The 26,243-nt window shown below is 39.8% G+C and carries 26 protein-coding genes and 1 pseudogene; 10 read left to right on the top strand and 17 right to left on the bottom strand.

From position 1 onward, the window contains the following. Position 1: 1 nt before the first annotated feature. The 8 genes and pseudogenes from STRCR_RS03495 to STRCR_RS11310 all read right to left on the bottom strand — a co-directional run bounded on the left by STRCR_RS03495 (position 2) and on the right by STRCR_RS11310 (position 10,307). The gene (locus STRCR_RS03495) at positions 2–1,531 is read right to left on the bottom strand and encodes an ABC transporter permease/substrate-binding protein (protein WP_004225736.1); all 1,530 of its coding nucleotides are present in this window, start codon (positions 1,529–1,531) and stop codon (positions 2–4) included. Further along, positions 1,524–2,252, bottom strand: coding sequence for an ABC transporter ATP-binding protein (locus STRCR_RS03490; RefSeq protein WP_004226751.1), 729 nt, complete (start codon positions 2,250–2,252; stop codon positions 1,524–1,526). Before STRCR_RS03490 ends, STRCR_RS03495 begins: the two co-directional genes overlap by 8 nt. Continuing rightward, positions 2,239–2,697, bottom strand: coding sequence for a MarR family winged helix-turn-helix transcriptional regulator (locus STRCR_RS03485; protein WP_004227671.1), 459 nt, complete (start codon positions 2,695–2,697; stop codon positions 2,239–2,241). Before STRCR_RS03485 ends, STRCR_RS03490 begins: the two co-directional genes overlap by 14 nt. Beyond that, entirely contained in the window at positions 2,678–3,658 is a 981-nt protein-coding gene (locus tag STRCR_RS03480; protein WP_004230072.1) for an alcohol dehydrogenase catalytic domain-containing protein, read from the bottom strand. Before STRCR_RS03480 ends, STRCR_RS03485 begins: the two co-directional genes overlap by 20 nt. A 1,290-nt stretch (positions 3,659–4,948) precedes the next feature. Continuing rightward, positions 4,949–6,478: pseudogene (locus tag STRCR_RS12480) on the bottom strand (IS1182 family transposase). A 1,157-nt stretch (positions 6,479–7,635) separates the two neighbouring features. Next, positions 7,636–8,526 carry a hypothetical protein gene (locus STRCR_RS03465; protein WP_004228416.1) on the bottom strand — a complete coding sequence of 297 codons (891 nt, stop codon included), beginning with the start codon at positions 8,524–8,526 and terminating at the stop codon, positions 7,636–7,638. Positions 8,527–8,529: 3 nt separating this feature from the next. After that, a complete protein-coding gene (locus STRCR_RS11315) occupies positions 8,530–9,168 on the bottom strand; it encodes a zinc ribbon domain-containing protein (protein ID WP_003048861.1) in 639 nt (212 codons plus the stop codon). A 14-nt stretch (positions 9,169–9,182) separates the two neighbouring features. Next, complete coding sequence (locus tag STRCR_RS11310; protein ID WP_004226273.1) at positions 9,183–10,307, bottom strand: zinc ribbon domain-containing protein; 1,125 nt, start codon at positions 10,305–10,307, stop codon at positions 9,183–9,185. Positions 10,308–10,432: 125 nt separating this feature from the next. On the opposite strand from STRCR_RS11310, the gene STRCR_RS03450 reads away from it, so the two are divergent. The 9 genes from STRCR_RS03450 to STRCR_RS03410 all read left to right on the top strand — a co-directional run bounded on the left by STRCR_RS03450 (position 10,433) and on the right by STRCR_RS03410 (position 17,354). Then, positions 10,433–10,759, top strand: a complete 327-nt coding sequence (locus tag STRCR_RS03450) for a helix-turn-helix domain-containing protein (RefSeq protein WP_040804404.1) — start codon at positions 10,433–10,435, stop codon at positions 10,757–10,759. Between the two features lie 315 nt (positions 10,760–11,074). Then, positions 11,075–11,770 (top strand): helix-turn-helix domain-containing protein, encoded by a 696-nt coding sequence (locus STRCR_RS03445; protein WP_004228502.1) that lies wholly within the window; start codon positions 11,075–11,077, stop codon positions 11,768–11,770. Between the two features lie 128 nt (positions 11,771–11,898). Continuing rightward, the gene (locus STRCR_RS03440; RefSeq protein ID WP_004229560.1) at positions 11,899–13,314 is read left to right on the top strand and encodes a Y-family DNA polymerase; all 1,416 of its coding nucleotides are present in this window, start codon (positions 11,899–11,901) and stop codon (positions 13,312–13,314) included. Continuing rightward, complete coding sequence (locus tag STRCR_RS03435) at positions 13,311–13,682, top strand: hypothetical protein (protein ID WP_004229731.1); 372 nt, start codon at positions 13,311–13,313, stop codon at positions 13,680–13,682. Before STRCR_RS03440 ends, STRCR_RS03435 begins: the two co-directional genes overlap by 4 nt. Then, on the top strand, positions 13,669–13,965 hold the full coding sequence (locus STRCR_RS03430) for a DUF5960 family protein (RefSeq protein WP_004228734.1): 297 nt from the start codon (positions 13,669–13,671) through the stop codon (positions 13,963–13,965). Before STRCR_RS03435 ends, STRCR_RS03430 begins: the two co-directional genes overlap by 14 nt. A gap of 422 nt (positions 13,966–14,387) precedes the next feature. Beyond that, on the top strand, positions 14,388–15,536 hold the full coding sequence (locus tag STRCR_RS11305) for a replication initiation factor domain-containing protein (protein ID WP_004227653.1): 1,149 nt from the start codon (positions 14,388–14,390) through the stop codon (positions 15,534–15,536). Positions 15,537–15,578: 42 nt separating this feature from the next. Beyond that, positions 15,579–15,851, top strand: a complete 273-nt coding sequence (locus tag STRCR_RS03420) for a DUF3173 family protein (protein WP_004228815.1) — start codon at positions 15,579–15,581, stop codon at positions 15,849–15,851. Further along, complete coding sequence (locus tag STRCR_RS03415; RefSeq protein WP_004225247.1) at positions 15,826–16,977, top strand: site-specific integrase; 1,152 nt, start codon at positions 15,826–15,828, stop codon at positions 16,975–16,977. Before STRCR_RS03420 ends, STRCR_RS03415 begins: the two co-directional genes overlap by 26 nt. 77 nt (positions 16,978–17,054) lie before the next feature. Continuing rightward, a complete protein-coding gene (locus STRCR_RS03410) occupies positions 17,055–17,354 on the top strand; it encodes a YbaB/EbfC family nucleoid-associated protein (protein WP_004227498.1) in 300 nt (99 codons plus the stop codon). A gap of 137 nt (positions 17,355–17,491) precedes the next feature. Here the strand turns inward: STRCR_RS03410 and STRCR_RS03405 are convergent, their stop codons facing one another. From STRCR_RS03405 to STRCR_RS03385, 5 genes are all read right to left on the bottom strand, one after another. Beyond that, positions 17,492–18,298 (bottom strand): ABC transporter permease subunit, encoded by an 807-nt coding sequence (locus STRCR_RS03405; protein WP_004225732.1) that lies wholly within the window; start codon positions 18,296–18,298, stop codon positions 17,492–17,494. After that, entirely contained in the window at positions 18,291–19,220 is a 930-nt protein-coding gene (locus tag STRCR_RS03400) for an ABC transporter ATP-binding protein (RefSeq protein WP_004229717.1), read from the bottom strand. The genes STRCR_RS03405 and STRCR_RS03400 overlap by 8 nt, the downstream gene beginning before the upstream one ends. After that, on the bottom strand, positions 19,220–19,945 hold the full coding sequence (locus STRCR_RS03395; protein ID WP_004227670.1) for a MerR family transcriptional regulator: 726 nt from the start codon (positions 19,943–19,945) through the stop codon (positions 19,220–19,222). Before STRCR_RS03395 ends, STRCR_RS03400 begins: the two co-directional genes overlap by 1 nt. A gap of 220 nt (positions 19,946–20,165) precedes the next feature. After that, positions 20,166–20,753, bottom strand: coding sequence for a 3'-5' exonuclease (locus tag STRCR_RS03390; RefSeq protein WP_004226538.1), 588 nt, complete (start codon positions 20,751–20,753; stop codon positions 20,166–20,168). A 458-nt stretch (positions 20,754–21,211) separates the two neighbouring features. Further along, entirely contained in the window at positions 21,212–21,730 is a 519-nt protein-coding gene (locus tag STRCR_RS03385) for a DUF536 domain-containing protein (protein WP_004227408.1), read from the bottom strand. Between the two features lie 240 nt (positions 21,731–21,970). Here STRCR_RS03385 and aao point away from each other — a divergent pair, with 240 nt between their 5' ends. Beyond that, positions 21,971–23,149 (top strand): aminoacetone oxidase, encoded by a 1,179-nt coding sequence (gene aao, locus STRCR_RS03380; RefSeq protein WP_004226305.1) that lies wholly within the window; start codon positions 21,971–21,973, stop codon positions 23,147–23,149. Positions 23,150–23,362: 213 nt separating this feature from the next. Here aao and STRCR_RS03375 read toward each other — a convergent pair whose 3' ends face one another. The 4 genes from STRCR_RS03375 to STRCR_RS03360 all read right to left on the bottom strand — a co-directional run bounded on the left by STRCR_RS03375 (position 23,363) and on the right by STRCR_RS03360 (position 26,139). Next, positions 23,363–24,388 (bottom strand): threonine aldolase family protein, encoded by a 1,026-nt coding sequence (locus STRCR_RS03375; RefSeq protein WP_004228525.1) that lies wholly within the window; start codon positions 24,386–24,388, stop codon positions 23,363–23,365. 64 nt (positions 24,389–24,452) lie between these two features. Further along, a complete protein-coding gene (nth, locus tag STRCR_RS03370) occupies positions 24,453–25,082 on the bottom strand; it encodes an endonuclease III (protein ID WP_004226724.1) in 630 nt (209 codons plus the stop codon). A gap of 45 nt (positions 25,083–25,127) precedes the next feature. Then, entirely contained in the window at positions 25,128–25,454 is a 327-nt protein-coding gene (locus STRCR_RS03365) for an AzlD domain-containing protein (protein WP_004226030.1), read from the bottom strand. After that, positions 25,441–26,139 carry an AzlC family ABC transporter permease gene (locus tag STRCR_RS03360; RefSeq protein ID WP_004225274.1) on the bottom strand — a complete coding sequence of 233 codons (699 nt, stop codon included), beginning with the start codon at positions 26,137–26,139 and terminating at the stop codon, positions 25,441–25,443. The genes STRCR_RS03365 and STRCR_RS03360 overlap by 14 nt, the downstream gene beginning before the upstream one ends. Positions 26,140–26,243: the final 104 nt, after the last annotated feature.

Raw genomic sequence — 26,243 nt, 5'->3', positions numbered from 1 at the left:
GTTAGTTTCCTTTCAATAAATCGGCCTTAACCAAATAGGCATGAGCTACACTGGCTGCAGACTTACCTTCGACATCGACTTGGTAGTTCATATCAGACATTTCTGTGGCTGAGATTTTACCCGCCAATTGGTTGAGGATTTTTTCCAGCTCTGGATGTTTGTCCAAGAGCTCTTGCTTCATAAGCGGTGCCCCCTGGTAAGGCGGAAAGAGCTGCTTGTCATCCTCTAAGACGACCAGGTTGTACTGTTTGAGCTGGCTATCGGTCGAGTAGGCGTCAATGATATTGACTTCCCCCTTATTGATGGCCTGGTAGCGCAGGCTTGGCTCCATGGTATTGACCTTGAAATTGAGGCCATAGAGCTTTTGTAGGCCTGGGTAGCCATCTGCCCGGTCGTTAAATTCCAGAGAAAATCCAGCTACTAGCTGATCTTGTACCTTGGACAGGTCTGAGATCTTCTTAAGCCCGTGTTCCTTAGCAAAGTCACTGGTAACCGCTAGGGCATAGGTGTTTTGATAGGCCATGGGTTTTAAGAGAGCAAGTTTATCCTGCTTGAGAATGCCGTCTTTGGCAGCTTCATAAACCTGCTCTGGATCATTGGAGACCTGAGGGGGATTTTTCAGAAGCGAGCCTGTCACGGTACCTGTAAACTCTGGGTAGATATCGATATCCCCAGACTTGAGGGCTTCATAGAGGAAACTGGTCTTGCCAAAGGATGGCTTGAGCTCCACAGTCATATCCGTGTCCTGCTCGATCAGCTCCTTGTACATATTGATGAGGATCTCAGGTTCTGCACCGAGCTTTCCAGCAATGACCAACTTCTCAGAAGGTTCCTGGTTAGCCTTGATAATGGCTGGCGCAAAGCTAGCGCCCAAGCCTAGAATCATGACTAGGAAAAATGCTCCGATGGTCTTTAGTTTGGCCTTTTCCAGCCATTTCAATATAGCGTTAAAGAGGATGGCTAGAAGGGCAGACGAGATAGCCCCAATCAAAATCAAACTACTGTTGTTTCGGTCAATCCCCAGCATGATAAAGGAACCAAGACCGCCCGCCCCGATCAGTGAAGCAAGGGTCGCTGTTCCAATGACTAGCACCGCAGAGGTCCGAATCCCGGACATGATGATGGGCAGGCCAATAGGAATTTCGAAGGTTTTAAGCCGTTCCCAGCGGGTCATCCCAAAGGCCGTCCCTGCCTCAACTAGGCTAGGGTCAATGCTATTGAGTGCTGTGATCGTGCTTTGTAAGATGGGAAACAGCGCATAGATGACCAGAGCCACCACAGCCGGTAGCGTCCCAATCCCCATAAGTGGGATAAAAAGTCCTAGGAGAGCCAGTGAGGGAATAGTCTGGAAAATCCCCGTAATCTGTAAAGATATCTCAGACAGCCGTTTTTTCTGAGCCAGCAAAATTCCCAAGGGAAGGGCTAGAAAGATAGCAATTAAGAGCGCTACCAGTGAAATCTGTAGGTGCTCCATCAAGGCTGTCAGCCAGTCGCCGAAGCGGTCCTGAAAGGTTGCTAGTAAGTTAGTCATGGGTCACACCTCCAAATAAATCTGCCACAAAATCATCTGCTGGTTGGGATAGAATCTCCTCAGGTGTCGCCAATTGGCTGATCACCCCTTGGTTTAGGACCGCAATCCGGTCAGCGAGGGCAAGCGCCTCCCGCACATCGTGGGTCACAAAGATCGTCGTCATGTCAAACTCCTCATGCAACTCCTTGGTCAGCGTCCGCAGTTGCTGGCGCGTGATCGGATCAAGCGCAGAAAACGGCTCGTCCATCAGTAAATACTTGGGTTCGTGAATCAAAGCCCGCACGATGCCAACCCGCTGCTGCTCACCACCAGACAGGTCCTTGGGATAACGATCCAGATAAGCGCTTGGCTCTAAGTCCACCCGCTTTAAGAGCTCCTTGGTCCGCTCCTTTATGCGTGCCTTATCCCAGCCCTTCATCTCAGGAATCAGGGCGATGTTTTCAGCTACGGTCAGGTTAGGAAAGAGAGCAATCTGCTGAAGAACATAGCCTGTCGATAGGCGCAGCTCTCTCACATCTAAATCCTTTTGATAAAGGCCATCCATCAAGATATGGCCGTCCGTCAGATCCACCAGGCGGTTGATCATTTTTAAGAGGGTCGTCTTGCCAGAACCAGAAGGCCCAACCAGGACTAAAAACTCCCCATCCTTGATCTCAAAGGACTGCCCTTTTAAGACCTCTTTGTCCCCAAAGCGTTTGGTGACATTATTAAATCGTATCATTCATCTTCTCCATTTCTTGTGTGAGCGCCTGGTTATAGCGCTGGGTCAATTGCGTCAGGATCGCCTGCTCATCAAGCGACAAGACCTGCGTCGCTCTTTCTTCCATAGCGGTCAGCTGCTGGTAAATTCTCCTCGCAAAGGCTTCTCCCTCATCTGTCAACTGAATCAGCTTATGCCGCTTATCCTCTGGATTCTCCAGCAGACTCACATAGCCTTTCTTCTGCCAGGTCTTGATAGTGGCGTGCACCACCTGCTTACTGGAATAGGTCTTCTCCGCTAATATTTTTTGCGTCACCTGCTGTCCTGTCATCTCTGGGTAATTGAGCACCCAAAAGAGAATCTGCATGGACTTATGGGTCAGTCCGTATTGCCGGGCAAACCACTCATAGCGGCTGTACTGCTCATCCATCGAGCGGATGTAATGGTTAAATACTAGATCTGCCATATGAATCCTCATTTCTAACAATGACCTTGCCAAAGGCGTCTTTACTTTCCAAAAAATCATGTGCCTTGGCGATCTCATCGATGGTAAAAATCTTTTGTGGCGTCACATCCACCTGGTGCTTCTCAATGAAGTCAAAAAGGTCCTGCCAGGCCTTGTCTGAGACGTTGCCTGAGTAAAAGGTGGTCAAGTAAATGTTCTTGCATAAGTCATAGGTCGGATCAAAATCTTCCAGATACCACTGGCCGCCTAGAAGGCCCGTGCTACAGACGATACCTCCCATGGTCATGTGACTGATGGTGTCCTTGATAACACTAGGGCCAACTAGCTCCAAGACCTTGCTGAAAGACTGGTCTGTCTCAAGCTTTCCCTCTTTTTCCAGCAAAATCTCATCATAGCCCACTGCTAGGAGCTGGTCTTTCTTGTCAGCTTGGCGAACCGAGCCATAGACACGGACCTGAGGAAAAGCCGCCTTGACCAGCTTGGTAAAGCTAATCCCAACACCTGAGGCAGCCCCACGCACCAGGACAACATCATCTGCCTCTAGTCTCAGCTGAAGCGTGGAGCCATAAGCCGTGTAGAAGGTCTCAGGAACCGCCGCAAAGGCCTCCCAGCTCAGATCCGTCTCAACAGGGAAAATCTGGTCGTTGGGCAAGAGCGCATACTCTGCATAGCCACCATCAAAGGCCCGTCCCATCTCTCCCATGGTCGATAGGACCTTCTGCCCAACCGGCAGACGCTCTGGATCAGTCGATTCAGCGATGACCCCAACACACTCAATCCCCAGAATCCGAGGAAACTGCACCTGCGGCGAATGCCCCTGGCGCGTAAAAATCTCAGACCGATTGATGCCAAATCCCTTGATGCGAACCAAGGACCAACCTTCCTTAACCTCAGGAATCGGACACTCAACGACCTCTAACACCTCAGACCCTCCAGGCCTACTCACCACAACTGCCTTCATCTGATACCTCCGTAGTTAGTCAGATATTTTTACTAACTGATACTAGTACACCATTTAAGCGAAATTAGTCAAAGATTTTTACTGTTTTTTTACAAAAAAATAATCTGCTCTAATTCCTCAATCAGCGTGCGATAAAAGGTTAACCTCACAAAAAAAAGACCATTTTGGTCCTCTCTCGTTGTTAGCTATAAGTCACCCACTACAGTTGACAAAGAGCCACTTTTGCTTTCATGCTCTACATTTTATCATCACTTAGAAATTTGTCAACAATTTTTTAAAATTATTGATCTTCATTTTATAACGACCATCTCTTGACTACATCACTGGTATTCTCCAAACTTCCCATCACGATAGGCTCCTTTAATTTCTTCTTGTACTGTAATGTACATCTACTTCACCCATTTTTAATTTTTTCTGCCACCTGCAGAATAAATAGTAATTTTTATATTATTATCTAAATCTACTAACAATATTCTACTCCAATATAACCATTTAAATTATTCTCTAAATCCGTTATGCATTATCATAAGGAAATTTGTAAATATCTGCGCAACTACATATTGCGTTTATGTAGTTGCGCAAACAGATTTGGTTAAGTAATTTTCCGCAACTATATATTGCGTTTATGTAGTTGCGGATTTAAACTAGCACCCTTGCTAGTAAAGCATTCGGTAACACAAAAGAAAAACAGCGAAGCTTTCTCTCTTTTCTAACAAAAATCTGCCTCATCTCACTAAATATCAATCACTAAAATAATATCTCAATCTTATACCCAATAATCTAAGAAAAAGAATTGAAAATTCAAAGATGAATCCATGGTAGGTCACACAAAGAACCGCATCAAAATAACGTTTAGAAACCTTCAACTAATAATAAATAAGAGAAAAGCAATGCTATTTTCTTTCTATTCTCTCGCCACTTCAGATAGAAATAAGAAGAGAGAAAGAAAAGAGATATTGCAACCCCACCCTAATAAACGAACTGATAGCAAGGTTTAAGGCACATATAAAACAAAGATAAAACCATGAATTGTAATAGAAAAATGGCATAGCCTTCTCTCTATTCTTCCAGCAACTAAGGTAGTGACACAATATGGAAAAACACCCACGAAGCGCATAATATAGAGGTTTATTCACCTATTAACGACTCAAAACAGCGCTAAATCACGCGCAGCAATCCACGAAAAAACGAAGAAAAATCTAAGATAAAAACGATGCTTAAGAAGAGTCCGGGACAAAATCAATTCCCAGTGACAAAAAAACTAGAGATTCACTTTTGTGAGTCTCTTTTTTAGTTTTGAACGGTTCTTCTGTTGTATTTTAGGAGATTGTTGGCCATGAGAACTAATCCCATGTCAATGTTTACTTTCTGCTTGCCTCTCAGGTGACATCGCTTGTAACCCAAACAAGCCTTTATCTGCCCAAGACAGGTTCCACCTCAATCTTGCGTTGGGCAAAATCTGTCTGCCTTCACGGAGATAAAAAGCGACTTGACATTCTTTAGCTTTGAGTTTTTGATAACGTTCGTTGATGTAGAGCCCCTTTTGAGGAGCTAAATCTGGTTCTTCAGCGTAATAGACCTTGATTTCTTGTTCAAAACCAGTTGGGGTCTTCTGGTGCTTGAGATGATGAAACTGATAGCGCCAGCCTTCAGGATGGGTGTAGCTGTCCTCTGTCTCATCATAGTGCCAGTTGGTCAAGTTCTTAACCGACTGTTGGTGCTTTTTCTTCTGCTCCTTATCAAACATGGCGTACTTAATCAAGTGGTTAATTTCCTGTTGATCCATCTTCAGTAAATTCTCCTCACTGCCGTAGCCCGCATCTGCGACAACCGTCTTCAATTCATGCGGGTAGGTTTCAAGAAATGGCAAAAGGGTTCTGGTATCCGTAGGATTTGGGAAGACATCATAGTGAAGAACAAATTGATTTTCAGTTGGCGATTTGAAGATTTATAGCCTGCCTTGAGCTGGCCATTTCTCATGTGATCATCCTTCATTCTCATAAAAGTGGCAGCTGTGTCCGTCTTGAAAAAACTGTTACGCCCATCAAAGGTCTCTTGGTAGGCCTCATATTTTTTAGCCCGCACAGAAAAGTCATTCTGAACTTTGTGCAGGACTTTCTTGAGTTTGCGACGTTTCACTTTTCGCTCGTCCTTACCTTTAACAGGATTTTCTTCAATAGTTTGGTTAACAGCCTGTAACTCATTCTCCAAGAGCTGAGCGAATTCTGATAACTGTTGGGAAGTAACGGGCTCTTCCTCATCTAAAATGATAGCCTCTTGAATGAGAGGAGTAATTTCCTCTTGGAAATAGTGGCGTAAGTTAGCTTGAAGTTTGGCTGAAAACTTATCGGTGGCTTTCTTCCAAACAAAGCTGTATTTATTGGCGTTGGCTTCAATCTTAGTCCCATCAATAAAGAGACAATCCAAAGTAACCAACTCTTCCATTTTCAAACGAAGATTGAGGTCAATGAACAAATCACGAATGAGTTTCTCCATACCAGATGCCACTCGAAAACGATTGATGGTGCGGTAGGAAACCACCAGTTGTCCTGTCAGATACTGCATGGCGATATTTTCTACCATCATTTTTTCGATTTTACGCCCAGAGAAAATTCCTTGCGTATAAGCAAACAGTAAAGAAGCTAGGAGCATTTTAGGATGGTAGGATGGGCGCCCATAGTCGTGGTAAAAGGTGTCAAAGTTACTATCATCAAGCGCATGAACCACCTTTTCAATTGTAAACACCAGGTGATTGGAGGGCAACAAGGAACGCGTTTCTAGTGGTAAAGTGGTTTGATTTGTGTTATAGTGAATATACATGGGGTAGCCTTTCTAGTAGGTTTTAGTCAACTCTATTTTATCAAGGCTAGCTCACTAAAGCAAAAAGCAACGGCATCAAAACCGTTGCTTTTTGTCTGCCGCGGAACAGGTTTTGTCCCAGACTCTAGTATAGAAGCACATATTTTAGTATTATCTTTTTCTTATAAAAATGTGGCACTGCCTTTTGCTTTTCTTTCGCCTTTATATCACGGCTCACTATAAAAGCCCATAGCAGTTAGAAAACACGGTACAGTATAGAAGCCCATGTTTATTAAAAGATAACAAGCGCAGCTTTCTCTCTTTTCTTATGGCGCGTGATGTAGATATCTGTATAGTATAGATGTCCATAATGAGTCTTATTCATAATCTACTATAGAGAGCCATGAAAATTTTGATTATGTTTAACTATAGAAGTCCATGTTTATTAAAAATATGGACTTTATATGTAATCCACTATTGAGATATTCGTGGTAAAGTATACTACCTCATAAAAATAATAAATAATGGTCTAATATAGTGTGCCATGTTCCTTTAATTCATGGTCAATTATAGTTAACCACCAATGACGAAATAATGGGCCAGTATAGAGTAGCCAAATGGGGAATTTTATGGTCTTGTATAGTAACACATGATTTAACTATTTATGTCCCGCTATAGTTGACCATTATTTGAAAATTTACATTCTAATATAGATGCCCATGTTTAACAAAAATATGGGCATCATATGTAGACCATTATTGAGATATTCATGGTACAGTATAGTGTGCCATGTTCCTTTAATTCATGGTCAATTATAGCTAACCACCAATGACGAAATAATGGGCCAGTATAAAGTACTCCAATAGGGAATTTTATGGTCTCGTATAGTAGCACTCGATTTAATTTTTTATGTTCTACAGTAGTTGACCATTATTTGAAAATTGGCGTCCTAGTATAGAAGCCCATACCACCCTATATAAACGATCGCTATACTAGTCCATCTTTTGCTGATTTATGAATTGCTATATAAGATCATGAAAGAATACTTTATATGTATACCATAGTTAGTAAAAAATGGTCTTTGTGTGACCACATTTCCTATCAAATAAAAAGCATATAAACTGAGAGGGGCTGGCACTACTGCTCCAGACCCTCTCTAATTTTATACTATATAATCATTACTGAACTTCAATACCAAGGTATTCATTTGTACAATGTATGTTAATTTGAGTAAGAATTTCATTATCAAAAGTGAACTCTACATAAGAAGGACGGTCATTTTCTTCACGCTCATCTAATATATAACTTATGAAGCAGCGCGTATCATTCTTATCATACTCTCTGTCATATCTGAAATACTCATCTTTATATATAGGGTTCTTAATTTTGACATTATCTAAAAATTGATTTCTTGTAATTCCTAAATTAATCCCTTCATACGATAATCTATTTCCTGCATTTTCATTTGGCTTAATTGCACTATTGACACTGCCTTTATATTGGAAAGTAAGAATGTTAATATCCGAATCAACAGCCTGGGCACTACGTCTATTTGTGTTAATAACATTTGCGGAAATAAAGAAGGTTGTTGAGTTTTTTCGATTTTTTGATGAGATAGACTCAAATGGTGTTGCTGTCTTTCCATTATCTATTTCAGTCATTGCTCCATCGTTACCTTCCATCTCTTCGCCCTCAACAGTTTCCCAAATTTTTCTAACAGTATTAGGCAGATTAAAATGATAAGAGTCAATTACAAAATTTGTTCCAAGAGTTACGTTTATCTTCTTTTGATTATGAACTGGTAGTATTTGGTCAATATCCAAGTATGACATTGCATCATATACAGAATCATTATTCTTCAAAAAACTATAACGGTAGATCCCCTCATCGTCCAATTTACCCTCTGGTGACTCATAAGTTTCAAAATTGTGTACAGTATCAGCAGAAATTATTTTACTGCTTGCTGTATCAGAACTTTTATTTTCAACTGATCCGTTTTTTCCTTTTCCACAGCCGACCAATAGTATTCCACAAATTATCAAGATAAAAAAATATTTTAATTTATTCATCACCTACATACGTCCTTTCGATTTCTTATAACTAGGATTTAATTGATTAATCTTTTCTTCATGCTCTTTGATTTGACTGACTAATGATTGAAACTCTGAATCCCAATCGTTAGCAAACTTACTATAATACGCTTCGCCTAATTGTTTAAACAGCATATCAAGCTTCCGTTTTTCTAAACTAACCTCAATATTAGTCCTTACGTTACTTGTTAACTCTTTTGTCTTTTTTGAAGCTAAAGAACTGACATCTGATATCTTCTCTGTAATATCTATTAAAAAGGAATACTCCCCATCTGTTGAGCCAAACTTTGCTCCACATTTTGGGCAATAGTCACTATCTACTTGTAACTGATTTCCACATTTATAGCAGAATTTCTTTAATGGCTGCTCTTTCTGAAAATGATTAGAGTTAGATAGAGGTGAAGTTGTCAGTTCAACTTTCTCACCATGCTCTACCCCACCTGCCATCATCGGTATGATTGGACTATTTAGAATTTGTTCTGGATTTTCAATAGAATCAGAACTAACTTTAGCATTTTCAGTTAAAAACAACCCAGCATTCTTAGCCTCAATAAATTCTTTGGGTGTTGGTTTGCGGCCTTTTTCCTTTTCAAAAGACTCAATCCATTCATCTCTATTCATCCTTTTGAAATCCTCTAGTAAGCTCTATTATAAGTAACTCCCATATTTTGCATAAAACCTATACGTTGGCTCACTGCTGGGAAACCTCTTTCAAAAAATTTCGTAATTCTCGAATTATCAACTGATGTTATATTGTCTAAATAATAACAGTGCACTTCTCCTAAGTTGTGCTCAGCTACATATTGATCAGCAGCTAAAACATCTTTTTTAATCGTACTTCTGACAAATAGATAGGTTAAGCCTACCCAAGCCGCAATTATTGCTAAAGAAACATAAAAGATGATAGCACCGTCCTTACTTTGTGACGTACCAGACCAAAATGATGTCCTTCTGTCTCCATAGTTTTTATTAAGTCCACTCCAGATTAAAATGACAATTGCTGCTAATACGACGATAATGTTAGCAGAAAGAACAACTAATAATAAATTCGGGGCCATATCGCTAATTCGATGCAATTCAAACATTACTTTAGATTCAAAAATTTCTGGGTGTTGAGCCAGTGATTCTGATACAACAAGTTTGTTCATCCCAACCGCATAAGCAACTGGTACATCACTATTAATAGTATGAATATCAATTATCTCAGGCAATAACAAACCTTCAGATCTAGCTTTGGCTATCATATTATCTATGGGGACTTTTAAATATTCTATTTGTTCTTGACGTTCAATCTTTCTGGCACCAATAATCCGACACACTAGCCCCTGCCCTGTTTTTGATATCGCAAACATCATCAAAAGAATCGGTATCCCATATTGAAAAAAACTGAGTATCGCTAAATAAATTAATAAGATCCATCTTTTATGCTGTATGCAATTCATCAAATAGTCAAGTATGGAGGTCTTCTGAACCTGGACAAACAAATTACCACTTGCATAGCTTTTTCCTTCCAATCTCTCACCACAGTTTTGACAAAACTGCACCCCCTCAATAGCTTGGCTACCACAAGAAGTACAAAACACTGTGGCTTTTGTTGGTTCATTTAGATTGCTTTTGAAGCCTTCTTGGGGACTCGATTGATTTACTACAGCTGTATTTTCTGTGAATTCTCCGTTGAATTTAGCGGAAGCCATTTCTTCTTCAGTAGCTCTTCTTCCATTTATAGCTTCAAAAGCTTCTAGCCATTCTTCCTTTGTCATAGTATTCTCCTAATTCTTATATATAAGACTATTTTACCATATTTTCAGTTTTATATAACTGTATAATTTATTTTTCAGTTTTTTATAGTGGTTCTTTGAAAAATTAATACCTGTATGATGGGGTTATGGAAAATACTTTACAAAAATTTATAACTCAGCGAATCAAAATTCTACGAAAACAAGCTGGTATGACGCAAATGGAACTCGAAGAAAAAGCTGGTTTAGGTTTTAATTATATTTACAAACTGGAAAATAAGCCTAGCAACATTACTCTCAGTACACTTTACAAAATCATAGAAGCTCTTGAAGTAGATATACCTACCTTTTTCGATATGAAGCAAGGCATTGATGAGGATACCGAAGATCTATTACTACTCTTAGCCGAACTTCCCAAACAAAAACGTCATGAGTTCACGAAAGCTTTATCAATTCTGATTAAATCTCTAAAATAAAGAATTAAATCATTGTAAAGCTAATAATAATGTTACAACGTCAATCGAGGGTGGACTCCTAGCTTATTTATCATCTTGTGTGCCTCCACGCGCACAAAGCATTCACCTAGACATCCTCTTCAGATGTCTTTTTATTGACTCTCCTAAACTTTTCCTATGGATATTTTTACAATCTTAGCATACATATAGCAAACCACCCATCTAGGGGATAGAGAGAAGGCTCTGCTGACTCTTTTTCTTTTCTCATTGCTCTTACTAAAAAAATTTGATATACTTTTGTTAGTTTATAAAACAACAAGCGATCCAGGAGGTTATATGTTTTCAGGGAAACGTTTAAAAGAGAGACGGATGCTTTTAGGCTATTCGCAATCTGCTATGGCAGATAAACTTCATATCAACCGTTCCTCCTACTTTAATTGGGAAAATGGAAAGACTAAGCCCAATCAAAGTAATCTTCAACATCTAGCCACCATCTTAAAAGTTTCAAAGACTTACTTTGAGTCTGAATACAAGATTGTTAATACTTACCTCCAGCTCTCTTCAGATAATCAAAAAAAGGTTGATGGCTATGCTGAAGAATTGCTTCAAAAACAACAATCACATGGTGACATTGTTCCACTGTTTTCTGTGGAAGTTCTATCTGATGTGGCTCTTTCTGCTGGTCTTGGTGAAGCTCTCTTTGATGAATATGAGACAGAAACCGTTTATTCAGACGAAGAACAATATGGCTACGATATTGCTGCTTGGATTAAAGGAGACTCCATGGAACCTGTATACTTAGATGGTGAAGTTGCTCTTATTCGTGCCAGTAGTTTTGATTATGACGGGGCTGTCTATGCACTGTCATGGAATGAGTCCGTCTATATCAAGAAGCTCTATCGAGAAGAAAATGGGTTTCGGATGGTATCTCTAAATGATGATTATCCTGTTCGATTTATCCCCTATGAGGATCAGCCACATATTGTTGGATTAGTCGTCAGTCACTTCATGCCCACTATAAAAGCTGATTAGGATGCTATCTGTTAAAACTATTATTTATAGACGAATTTACATTGCACCACAACATATTGAATATGAGGTAACAGATCATATTGATGAACTAGTTTAAAAATTAGAGAAGCTAAGGAGAAAGTAGAATAATGGGCTATATTGATTATTCCAAAGAGCCTCAATCTGATATAGCTTTCGTTGACATGAAATCCTTCTACGCCAGTGTAGAATGTGTTGACCGTGGATTAAATCCACTACATACTTCTCTGTGCGTTATGAGTAGAGCTGAAAACGCTGCTGGGTTGATTTTAGCATCATCTCCCATGTTTAAAAAAGTCTTTGGAAAAAACAATGTTGGACGTGCCTACGACTTGCCCTTTGATATTCAGACGAGAAAGTTCAATTACTATAATGCTAAGCGCCAAGGACTTGATATCTCACCTCAGTATATCTCCTATATTGAGAATTGGGCCAAACGGACACTCGTTGTCCCACCTAGAATGGATAGATATATTGAGAAGAACTTAGAAATTCAGAATATTTTTCAAAACTATGCTGCTCCAGAAGATATTCTGCCTTATTCTATTGATGAAGGATTTATCGATCTTACTTCTTCTCTCAACTACTTTGTCAATGATAAACAGATGAGTAGAAAAGCAAAATTAGATGTCGTCTCTGCTAAACTACAACATGATATTTGGCAAAAGACTGGTATCTATTCGACAGTAGGAATGAGCAATGCTAATCCATTATTAGCCAAATTAGCTCTTGATAATGAAGCGAAAAAGACACCGACCATGCGCGCCAATTGGTCTTATGAAGATGTCGAATCAAAACTTTGGTCTCTTCCACACCTAACTGACTTCTGGGGTATTGGCAGACGTACAGAGAAACGACTCCATAAATTGGGCATCCCCTCTATCAAAGAACTGGCTAATGCTAATCCAGACATACTTCAAAAAGAATTTGGAAAAGTCGGCGTACAATTGTGGTTCCATGCCAACGGTGTAGATGAGAGTAATGTTCACAAGCCTTACAAACCTAAGTCTCACGGTCTAGGTAATTCTCAGGTTTTACCTCGTGACTATTACTCAAAACGAGAGATTGAGACTGTCTTATCGGAAATGGCAGAACAGGTAGCGAATCGATTAAGAGCGGCCCACAAAAAGGCCACGGTAGTATCTATCCAAGTCGGTTACTCAAAAATAGAGAGGAAGCGACCTATTATGGCGCAAAAGAAAATTGAGCCTGCCAATCTAACAAAAACAATGGTGAATCATGTACTGGAGTTATTCCGCAGTAAATATAACTCTGGGGCCGTGAGAAATATCGGCGTATTCTACAGTGGCTTTGTCGATGAAAGCATTGGACTCCTATCACTTTTCGATGATGTTGAAACGATAGAAAAGGAAGAAAGACTCCAAGCAGCCATTGATACTGTTAGGGAACATTTTGGTTTTTTGGCTATACAAAAAGGAACCGTCCTTACAGAAGGTTCCAGAAATATTGAAAGAAGTAAACTCATCGGCGGTCACTCCGCTGGAGGATTAGAGGGACTGAAATGATAGATCGTTCTTATTTACCTTTTCAATCAGCAAGGGAATATCAAGATGTTGGGATGCAAAAATGGATGGGATTTTTCTTGTCAGAGCACACTGCTGCTCTCTTTGATGATGCGAGTAAAAGAACCTTTCAGTCTGAATTAACTATGGAGATGAAACTTCTGCTGCTAAGCCAGTTGTATGTCAACCAACTGACCGCACGAATCACAATAGAAGAAAAGAACAATTTAAACCATGTTATTGGTAACGTCTTAACGCTCACAAGTGACCATGTTTTAGTGAAATCAACTGATGGGCACATCACTATCGCGCTTGAAGATATGCTTGCTATTGAACTTTTGGAGGAGGTGCCCCTGCATGAATCAGCTTGACTTTCATCATAATGAGTTACAAATGGATTATTTTAGCGATAGCTATCGTCGCTTTGAGACAGACTTCTACCGCTACTCTGCCTTAGATATCCCCTTAACGTTCTTAACAGATGATATTCTCTTGGCCATGTCTAAATCCCAACATAACTACTTTAAGCTCAATAAAGAGAATGCTAAGGATAATAGGGACCACTACTTCATCTTTGATGTTAAACCTGTAAAGGAAGAAAAGCTAATTCGGAAGTTTGTCTATTTAAAAACAAGTCTTCAGCTCTTCTCTTGAAGTACCTAATAGCAATTAAATTATATATATGAACAAAAGGAGTAGGCGTTATCGCTTACTCCTTTTGTTATATCCATAGATAATATTGAAAAACTATCAATAGAGTATTCTTTAACATTTACAAATATTAGTAGATAAATACTTGAAAAATTATTTATCCCTAAAAAAATGAATTTTTGAATAAGACTGAAGATTTTTTGTGGCATACTACCTATGCGAGAAAATAAATCTAAAATAAATTGTATCAAAATGATTTACTTAGAGCTCTAAAATACTAACATTTTTATGATGATTAATTTTCAAGCATTCACAAATACATAGAGGAGAGTAATACACCCCCTATCGACTGATTCTATAAACTCAAAAAAGTCAATCAAGAACAGTCTTTACAATTAATTAAAAATTTTAAAAAGGAGATACTTATGATAGACATAAAAGTTGATCAAGTTACTGTAGTTGTATTTGATAATAATTCTCAGAACGAACATACATTTTGGAAGGAACGAGCCCAAAAAAATATTCAAAAATTACTGCACCTAAGCAAACTTTCTGAATTATATAGTTTTACTGATGAGAACGTAAAATTATCGCGGGGATACACAATCGGTTTCAATATAGACAATGAGACCTTCCAGTTATCAATTGCATATCATCCTGATAATCCACAAATGGGGATCATCATATATTTCTCAGCTAAAGCATGGGATAACTATCAACAAGCCTTTCAAGAAAAGTTTGGCAAATCTATTAATGTCCACACTTTATTACAAGAGCTACAATTTTCTTCTCTCAATATAAGATTGAGTCGAATAGATATTTGTGTTGATTTTATCAACGAAAAAATCAATATCTCAAAGCTAAAGCGTTCCCTAGAAAGCGGACGGACAGAACTTAGGTACGGAAAATACAAAAACTCTGACAAAATAAGCCCTGAAAATATACAAGAGGATAACTTAAAAAAGCCATATCCCAGAAACACATCTCAAATCAATGATATTTCTAAAAACTTTAAGACAGAAACAATCTACGTTGGATCTCGTTCGAACAACAGTAAAGCTCTAGTACGTATTTATGATAAAAAAAGAGAATTGCAAGAACGCAATATAAATAAAAAGGTAGAGAGTTGGATTCGATTTGAAGTTGAGTTTAAAGGCAAATTTGCACACCAGTTAACCTTAGCTCTTTTTGATTGTCAATCAGATAACGAAGCCAAAAATATTATACTATCAGCTATTCTTAATAAATATCTATTTTTCTATACTAAATCTAATAAACTTCATAAAATATCAAAGTTAATGTTAGAGCAACTTGAAATTGGTGCATTTTCTTTTACTACATCAAAAATCACTAATAATAGCTTAGAAAAAAGTATTCAATATCTTATAAGAGGCTCTGGTTTGTTAGCACTTTTGTGGAAAGTTGACCAAATCTATGGACAGGGAAGTTCACAAAAATTACTAGACCATTTTTACCGGATTTACAAACATACATTCAAGCCAAACAAAGACCATTTGAGTTGGCTTAATAAGTATCAACACGAGCTTAAAGACACAAAAGAACCGTGGACTTAGTCTAAAAAAAGCAACTATAAAATAATATATGAGGAGAAAATTATGATCGATTTATTATCAAAAGAAGAGATTATCACATTAACAGGCTACCCAGAATCTCAAGCAAAAAAAATTATACGAATGGCAAAAGAAGATCTAGTAAAGCATGGTTTTTCTTTTTATAATAATAAGAGAGTTGGTCGTGTCCCTAGAAAATCAATTGAACAAATTCTAGGTTTTGAGCTCTCACTTAAAGATGGTATAATTGATAGTGTGCAGGAAGATACTGTTTTTGAAAAAGGAGTTTCAAATGACAGTAACAAGACAAAGAAATAAGAAATGGAGGGTAGATATTAGTGACGGTTATGATCCTGTAACAGGGAAACAAAAACGTCATAGAAAAACAGATTTCAAATCACGCAAAGAGGCAGAAAGATATGAGGCAGACTATCGAATCAATAAACTTCATAAAGTAGGATATCAAGATAAAATCAGTGTAGACTATTTGTATTCACTGGTTCGAGAAGAAGATGAACTTCGTGGCAATAAACGGGGTACAATTGATAGTCAAGAATCCTATTTCCGAGTATATATCTCAAAATATTTTAAAACTGCAAATATGCGAGCAGTATCTATTGCTGATATTAAGGATTATAGAAATTGGCTTAAGAGCCAACCAAGTGCAAAAGGGGGAACTCTATCTAATACTCACATCAATCAACAAATGGTTTTTCTTCATAAAATGTTTGATGTTGCAGTTTCTAATCAGCTTCGTATAGATAATCCCTGTGATGGTTTGCGGCAATTGCCTCAACCATATAAAGAAATGAATTACTATACGCCTGAACAATTCAAACAATTCGACTCACTCTTTAAAAAAACAGAATACCAATATCAACTCTTTTACAGAATATTGATGTATACCGGAATTCGTATAGGAGAAGCATTAGCTTTAACTTGGAAACAGGTTAATCTTGACGAAAAATATATTGATATTAAATACTCGGCTTATTACCGTAATGGACAAGTTCATATCGGCACTGTAAAAACAACTCAATCAAATCGTAGAATTTATATTCACAATGCCTTTATAGAAGAATTGAAATTATGGAAGGCAAAACAGTTTGATTTATTAGGTGAATTTACAGATGACTCAGATAATCTTCAAATTTTTCAAACAAGTCCTGAGGTTCTCACAGGTCCCAATATTTCAAATTTTAGAGTAATCCTAAAAAGGAGAATGCCTGATAATCTCAAGTTAATTCGCAATCATGATTTCAGACACTCTCATGCAGCCTTTCTTATTTCACAAGGCTTACGAAACGGCGAGGGGAGAGATTATATCTTCTTTACCTTGATGAAACGCTTAGGACATAGTTCTATAAACACTACTATAAATGTTTACTCACATTTATTTCCAACCCAACAAAAAGAGATTGCCTCTGCTTTTGAAAATTTTTAACCATAAGGCAAAATAAGGCAACGAAAATTTACAAACAGGGTCTAACCCCTTGATACGAAAGGAATCTAAAAAATATTATGATGAATATGCAAAACATGATGAAGCAAGCCCAAAAGCTGCAAAAACAGATGGAACAAAAACAAGATGAGCTCGCTGCTCAAGAATTTGTTGGAAAATCTGCTCAAGACCTCGTTGTAGCTACCTTCACAGGGGATAAAAAATTAGTCTCTATTGACTTCCAAGAAGCCGTCGTGGATCCAGAAGATCTTGAAACCCTATCTGACATGACTGCTCAAGCAGTCAATGATGCGCTGACTCAAATTGATGAAGCAACTAAGAAATCAATGGGAGCTTTTGCTGGTAAATTGCCGTTTTAATAATTGGAAGCTAGAATCCTTATCAGCCACCAGCCTAGCTGGTGGTTTTCTTGTTTTTCTCTCTGAGAAAAACTGGCTGAAACCATAATAAAAAATCGTTGGGAGCTTCCAAGCGATTTTTTATACTATATACGATTTTATTGAGTAATATAGATCTCCATATTAAAAATCTTAGTGAGGATATAAAAGGCAAGTCCATTTAATACGGCTAAAATTCCTACGATTATCAACATTAGATCAACACCAATTAACATCACACCTGTACTTTGTGAAATCATTAGAGTCACTAAGGGCAGAACCAATAACATAGAAACTGACTGAGCTGACTTGCTGGTTTTGATATACTGGGAGACCCCTAAGACCAAAAAACTCGATAACATCACAAGCAAAGGAGAAACCAAGAGCCCGCTCATTAACCAAGTCATATTAGGAAAAAGCAACTGCTTAAAGATATGATAGCCCATCACATCGACAACCACAGCATAAACGAGCATGGCCAGCCAAGTCACTAAAATAGCTGGAATCATAGAGGCTAGCATTTTCCCAATAATAAGATTACGGGTACTGATAGGGGTGCTGAGCAAGCCTTCCAAGGTCTTATGTTCCTTTTCTCCAATAAAGCTAAAACTAGCCATCAAATTGGAAAAAATAATCGGTAGCATCATAAAAAGAGGAAGCATAAAAAATACCAAGATGGCATAAAGTGCTACTAACTGACTATCAATGGTTTTGGGAAGGATGTCCAAGGGGAGATGATCAACGAAACTCTTCATGCCATTGATAGAGCTAAGGAGAGCTTCGTTGGTTCCAAGCGATAACAATAATCCGGGAAGGATAAGGCTAAAGAGTAGAGGGAGAAAAATAAAAAGCCCTAGAATACTCTTATCTGAGAAAAAATCCTGCAAATCCTTACGGACAATTACTAGAATTTGTCTCTTATTCATCTTTTGCACCTCCTATGACCTCTAAATAAAGGTCGGTTAAACTAACAGATTCACGGACTAGGCTATAGAGTTGACAGCCTTGAGTCGTCAAATCTCGCACTAGGTTAGGAATCCCCTGACGTGTGATGTTTTTAACAAGGAGATAGCCCTTTTCAGCAGATGCTTCACCATATAGTTGAGCTAGTGTCTTCCCTATTGCTAATGGTTCCACTTCCAAGTGCAAGGGCTGCCCATCATCATAACTAGCTAGTAGGGGTTGCAAGTCCCCAGCTAATAAAATCTTTCCTTCTGACATAATAGCCACCTCATCTACTATCTCCTCTAAGCCGTGTAGCTGGTGTGTACACATCAGAACAGTCGTTCCACGACTGGCAACGAGTTCCTTTAAATAACTGAGGAAGGATTCTACCATTTGCGGATCTAAGCCTGTAGTAGGCTCATCCAAAATCAAAAGCTTTGGCTGATGTAAAATGGCTCTGGCTAGGGCAGCTTTCTGGCGATTTCCTTTACTGAGTTTCCCAACAGGTTCATTGAGATAAGCTACTAAATCCAGACATCTTACCACTTCACTGATCGCTTGTTCAATATCAGAAGCATCAAGACCATAAAGCTGACCCCAGATTCTTAAATTTTCTTTGACCGATAGCTGCTCGTAGAGGTTGCCATCATTTTGAACCCCAATATGCTTTAATAAGTCAGTACGATTCCTTGTTGTCAGCGTTTCTCCAAACAGTTCAACCGTTCCACTATCTGCTTTTAATAACCCTAAGATTGTCCGTATTAAGGTTGTCTTCCCTGTCCCATTAGGACCTAACAGGGCAAGAATGCGACCAGCTCTAATCGTTAGGTCAACCCCTTTTAAGACTGACTTTGTTTTAAAGTGTTTCACAATCTGTTTACAGGTTAAAATCGTTTCTACCATCAGTCAACCTCCTTAGCCAATTCTAAGCAAAACGATTTTTGCTGACAATGAGGGCAGATTAGTTTTCGTGTCCTCGGCGTATGCGAAGCGAAAACAAAGGCTTTAAGCGAAACATTAAATATTTGATGACAGTTCGGGCATAGATAAACGACGCGTCGATAATACCGGTATATTAATCCTGTCACGATGAAAAAAACGACTGGTAAAGCAAGCAGAATCGTCCATTCATAGTGGCTACCATCAATAAAACTCGCACAGGCAATGGTAACTACCATCATCAGCATTAGACTGCCCCCTAATTGCCATTGCAATCGACGCCAGTGTTTTTGATTTTTCAAGGTTAGTGAAAGGCCTGAAAGAGATTTAAGGGACTGATTACCCTGCTTCTTAAGCCTGTCAAGCAAATTGACAGCAGTGTCAAGCTTGCCCTGTCTATCGCTGATTTCTGCCTTTAGCTCTGTAATACGGTCGTTTAACAGCATCTGCAAGATCTGACTGACATTATCTTCAGCCAAAACCTTTTTAATATCTTCAATGGAAAAATCCATCTCCCTTAGAAAATAAATCAGTTTGAGCCGTTCAGCATCATGTTCTGTGTAGATGCGACGCCCACCTTCAGTTAATTGCGACGGTTTCAAAATGCCACGTTGATCATAATATTGCACGGTCCGCACCGAAACACCAACCAGCTTAGCTAATTCACCAGTCGAATAAGTCTGAGACATCTCTTTCATCTCCTTATATAAGATACAAAGGGCTAGTTCGCTGGACGAAAATCTCCGACAGGAAATTAGGCCCGTGTTTAAGTTACTAAGATACAAAGGGCGACCACGGATCAAGCCAAGCTGAACTTTCCTTCCATTCACCCCCTGTTCTCCTATATCCTAGCAAATGACGCTGCGTTACATGCAAGCCAAAACATCACTTTTTTGACAATTTTTGCTATTAATCAAATAAATCCCCCAAAGCTGCAAACGGATTGTCACCATGCGCTTCCTCCTGCTGATTAAGGTAATCTTTGTTACTGTCCAGTTCTAAAAAGGCTTCGTAAACACGCGCCGTCATTCGAGCATCCTCTAAGCTATCATGCCCACGCCCCTTGATTCCTAAAAAGTCAGCTACACTTGTTAATTTAAGGTTGACGATACCGTTTAAATCAGTCGAACGGCGCTCATAAGCTTCATCAAAGATGTCTAGCTTATATTGTGTAGCTAAACCAAGACCATTTTCAGCTAAAATCGGGAGATCAGACTTGTGAGCATTGTAGCCAATAAGTGGTGTGTCCCCAATAAAGGACTTGAAAGCATCCAGTACCTGATCAATCTTTGGGGCTTGTGAAATTTTATCCGCTGTAATTCCTGTCAAGCCATTAATAAAACTCTGCAAGGGGACAGACGAATAGACATAGCTATCGAACTGTGCCGCTTCTTCATGCTTGTCAAACTTAACAGCTGAAATTTGGATAATATGGCTGACTCCCTCAACTGTATTAAATTCTAGATCAAAAGCAATATAAGTATCTAATTTTTCCATGGTATATCCTTTCCAATCAAAAAGGGAGTGGGAGCAACCCAAAAATTGAAAATTTTGGGCTGCATTCCCACCCCCGCACACCTCAAAAGGTCCGGGAGATCTTTTGAGGTCGGAAATAAAATTAAGAAGGTTCATCACGTTGGTTTAGGTTTTCCGCTTTGGCCTTGGCCAGCAATGGAGTCTGGGACAAAAGTCTAGACTTGTTAATATTGTTCTAGATTGACCAGATTGACGCAGTGGTTGATTGGTAGTCCTCAGTCCCATTGTCAGGCAACCCCCTAAACAGTCCACTGGACTGTTTAACTATCACGCAAGTGAGAGCAGCCAGCCTAATCAACTGTGCAGGGTAAGACTGCTTGGCATAGTCAACAAGTCTTGCTCCCAGCCAATGCGCTAAGAGTTTATTCCAAAACAGGGAGATTGGACGAGTTCTTACCCAGCTTCCTCTGTATTTTCAATTACTTACCGCCGAACACCCGAGCAAAAAAGCCCTTCTTCTGTGCACGAGCCTGCTGAATTTGAATCTCTTCAACCTGAGTACGAGCTTCATCCAACTCCAATTTAAGATTTTCACTATCCTGCATAGCCGTTAGGGTTAGCTGTTGCTGTTGATCCAATTGCTTATCTTTTTCTGCAATCTGCACATCCTTGATATTGAGTTGCTCATTCATAGAAGATAGCTGAATATCCTTAGCCTTAAGTTGGTTATAGAGACGTTCAATCTCAGCATTCTTCTCATCCACCAGAATTTCCATCAGTTCTCGCTGCTTAGTTTCCTCACTGACCGGCTCATCTTCAAAAATCGTTTTCTTATATATTTCTTCCAGCTTAATGAGGCCATCGCGGTTGACAACCGTCACACCCTTTTCATTTTTTCCAACAAATTCTTCTGGTAAAGATTTCACACGATTGTTGACCGCTTGGCGACTGACACCAAGAATTTCAGCTAATTCACTGACTGTTTTTTCAATAGCCATAAAGTCCTCTTTTTATCCGAAATTTCTTCTAAAATAGTATCATAATAGGCTTTGACTGTCAATTAGACAAGAATGCCAAAGGATGTCTACGGTTGTCATTAACGAAGCTAGTCATCCGAAAATCCAGCCAGTTTATCCATTAATAGTGCCAGACGATACCAGTTGAAGAAAACCTAGTGAAATCTGAGTCAGTTTTTACATTGATTCCTAACCTACCTCCCCTTATGCTATAATAAAGTCATGACAAAAACTGCATTTGATACCATAATTATCGGTGGAGGTCCTGCAGGCATGATGGCAGCTATTGCTTCTTGCTCTTACGGATTCTCTACCCTCCTCATTGAAAAGAATAAACGTCTGGGGAAAAAATTAGCGGGAACTGGTGGCGGTCGCTGCAATGTTACGAACAGCGGCAGTCTGGATGACCTCATGGCTGGAATCCCCGGTAATGGCCGTTTCCTCTATAGTGTCTTATCCCAATTTGATAATCATGATATCATCAATTTTTTCGAGGATAATGGGGTCCCTCTCAAAGAAGAAGACCATGGCCGTATGTTTCCAACAACTGATAAATCTCACACCATCATTCAAACCTTAGAAAATAAAATCGGGGAACTGGGCGGCCAGATTTTAACCCAAACAGAAGTAGTTTCGGTTAAAAAACAAGGTGAGATTTTTGTCCTCAAATCTGCTGATCGGACCTTCACTTGCCAAAAATTGATTGTCACAACAGGAGGCAAGTCTTACCCCTCAACCGGTTCTACTGGGTTCGGACATGAGATTGCCCGTCACTTTAAGATGACAGTCACTCCCTTAGAAGCCGCTGAGAGTCCTCTGCTAACCGACTTTCCCCACAAAGCCCTGCAAGGCATTTCTCTGGATGATGTGACCTTAACTTATGACAAACACAAGATCACCCACGACCTGCTCTTTACCCATTTTGGCCTATCTGGGCCCGCTGCCCAAAGGCTGTCCAGCTTCGTTTCAGGGGGCGAAGTCGCTCATCTTGACCTCTTACCCAAGCTGACAGCTGATGAGCTGGCAACCTTGCTCGAACAAGAGCGGGAAAAATCTGTCAGGAACGCTTTAAAAACCTTACTGCCAGAACGTTTGGCTGACTTCCTCACCCAGCATTTCCCTGAAAGAGTCAAACAGCTGACTCCACAAGAAAAAGCTGAGCTCATCAAAAAAATCAAGTCTCTGCCTATTAAAATCACTGGTAAGATGTCTCTGGCTAAATCCTTTGTGACCAAGGGTGGAGTAGACCTCAAGGAAATCAATCCCAAAACCCTTGAAAGCAAAACAGTTTCAGGTTTGCACTTTGCTGGCGAAGTCTTGGATATCAATGCCCACACCGGTGGTTTTAATATCACTGCCGCTCTCTGTACCGGCTGGGTAGCTGGCAGTCCTCATTATTAGAAGAAATTATTGCCGCTTCCCCAAACAAGTATAGTATTAAGTTTTCTAACAGTTTTTCTTAAGTATGATTTCAGTGACTTTGGTTATAATTATCTTACAATTCTTCTTATTCAAACCCTTTGCAGCCCTAGCGGCTGCTTTTTTCTTATCTATTTTTGGTACAAGCCTTATTATTTAAGATTTAAAAAGAGTGACTCAATCAGCCACTCTTTTCTATAAAATTTCTTTTAATTGATCGATATCTTCCTGAGTCGTGGACCAGCTTGTTGCTAGACGAATTACCGTATGGTTATCATCATATTTTTCCCAAGAACTGTAGGCCAACTTTTCCCCCAATATTTCTAGCTGGCCGTTTTCAACAATAACAAATTGTTGATTGGTCGGCGATTCATAAAAGAAAGAATAGCCCTTATCTTTTAAAATTCCCTTGAGCTGTTCAGCCAAACGAAGAGCTCCTTTACCAATTTCTTCATAGAGATTATCCGTAAAGAATTGATCAAACTGGATCCCCAAGATCCGCCCCTTAGCCAAGAGAGCACCGTGCTGCTTGACCATAGTATTAAAGCGCTTAGGCATATTTCCATGTGTAAAGACGACCGCCTCGCCTATTAGAGCACCCATCTTGGTTCCGCCAATATAGAAGACATCTGTCAGCTCAGCAATCGTAGGTAAATCAAGGTCTGTATCCTTCGCTGCTAAACCATAACCCAGTCTAGCCCCATCTAAAAATAAGGGAATGGCATAAGAACGGCAGACTTGAGCAAGCTCCGCCAACTCTTTCTTGCTGTAAAGGGCACCGTATTCGGTCGGATGAGAAATATAGACCATACCAGGATAAACCATATGCTCATGATTATCATCAGCATAAAAATTCTCCAGCGACTCTTTAACATCCCCAGCAGTTAGCTTTCCATTTTTGTGCGGCAGGGTTGATACCTTGTGACCAATATATTCAATTGCTCCAGCTTCATGAGCAGCAATGTGCCCTGTTTCTGCCGCCAAGACTCCTTCATAAGGTGCCAGCATCGTATCAATGACCACCTGATTGGTCTGAGTTCCGCCCGTCAAAAAGAAGACCTGAGCGTTGGGAGTCTGACAGGCCTCTTTGATTTTCTGACTGGCCCTCTCCGTATAGGAGTCAAGGCCGTACCCTGCTAGATTTTCAGTATTAGTCTTGGTCAAGACCTCCAAAAGCTTGGGATGGACCCCTTCATTATAGTCGTTTTCAAAATGTAACATAAATTTCCTTTCCATACCATACAGCTCGACACTAATAATCAACTGGACCTAGCCGTTTAAGAACTTAACTATCAGAAAAATCGTAGAGCTGCGGATAATTATGACATTCTGGATTCTTAGGATGGCAAATTTCACGTCCAAAAAGAATCATGGCCTGATGAGCTGGCAGCCACTCCCCTTTCGGAAGAACTTCCATCACCCGTTTTTCTACTTCCAGAGGACTGGCAGACTTCTTCACAATATCATGGTGTTTACAAATTCGCTCCACATGAGTATCAACTGCGAAGGCCGGAATACCGAAACCAACGCTCATAACCACATTAGCCGTCTTACGACCGACACCTGCTAGGCTCTCCAATTCTTTTCTCGTTTGCGGAACCTGACCAGCGAAGTCTTCGACTAATTGCTGAGCGCATTTTTTTAAGTACTTGGCTTTGTTACGATAGAGTCCTAAGCGAGAAATACATTGGGCTAAATCAGCTTCGCTGGCTTCTGCCATAGTCTCAGGAGTTGGATAAGCCTCAAAGAGGGCCGGTGTCACCGTATTAACTGCAGCATCCGTTGTTTGGGCGGACAGCATGACTGCCACCAACAATTCAAAATGATTGGCAAAATTTAAACTGGGTTTGGCATCAGGGTAGAGGGCAATAATCGCCTCAATTACCTTTCTGGCACGTTTCTTAGATAAAACCATTTGAGCCTCACTTTCTTGTCCCTATTTTACCACAGCTTGGTCCTTCTAAAAAACCAAACGCAAGAAAGCCAGACTGATAATACCTGTCAAAACAGTATAGAGAAGATTTTTTGTCCGAATAGCGACCAGTAGAGTGGGCAAACTGGCTAGTCCCTCCAAACCATTTAACCTAGGTAGTTGCCCCACCTTGCTGGTAAAAAGGCTGGATAAGGTCAAAGCAAAGAGAATGGTAACTGGCAGGTATTTCAAAAAATGAACGACCACATCAGGTAGCCCCCGATATTTGACTAAAACAAATGGAAGCACTCGAGGAATCCAAGTCACAACAAACCCCAGAACGATAGCTAGTAAAATAAAACTAGTGTTTGCCATCTAAAATCACCCCCAGGCTACAGCCGATGAAGGTTGCCAGCAAAACTACCAAAGACGAAGTCAAGACGGTCGCCAAGAGCAGGTAACTAGCCGCCACAGCTAATAAAATCAAGCAGAGCTTTTTGACTCCTTGCGAAATCATGGACTCCAGCTGGAAGACCAAGAGTCCCAGAAACATTGCAATCAAGGCAAAATCCAGCCCCATGGCTTGCGGACTAGGTATAAGATTGCCCACTAGAGTTCCAATAACTGTCGCCGAAAACCAGACTAGGTAGCCAACTACATTATTACCATGCATCCAGGCCGCTGTAATAGCTTTATTGTGAACCTGTTCTCCCAAGAGAACGCCATAGCTTTCATCGGTAATTAGAGTAGCCATGAGAATATTCTGCAAAAAGGGAGTCTTAGTAAAGATAGTTGTAGCATGCAGGCTCATCAGCATATTTCGCAGATTAACCAGAAAGACAGTCAGGGTAATCGTCAACAAATCAGCTCCTGAAACAATCATGGCCACCATAGCAAACTGAGCTGAACCTCCATAAATGAGAAGGCTCATCAGACCGACTTCTAAGGCTGACAGACCTGCCGAAGCTGCCACTACCCCAAATGCAATCCCTATCGATATATAACCTAAAGCTGTCGGCAAAGCATCTTTAGCCCCGGCTTTAAATCCCTTTTCTTGCATATCAAGACTTCTTTCAATTTTTAGAATATTCTATTATTATAGCAGAGGAAAAAACCCAAGACAAGAAGTCTGGGAAATCTGAATTCTCAATTAAATCTCCGGCT

The sequence above is a fragment of the Streptococcus criceti HS-6 genome, assembly GCF_000187975.2.
GTDB classification, from domain to species: Bacteria; Bacillota; Bacilli; order Lactobacillales; family Streptococcaceae; genus Streptococcus; species Streptococcus criceti.
This window is presented reverse-complemented; position numbering and strand designations above follow the sequence as displayed.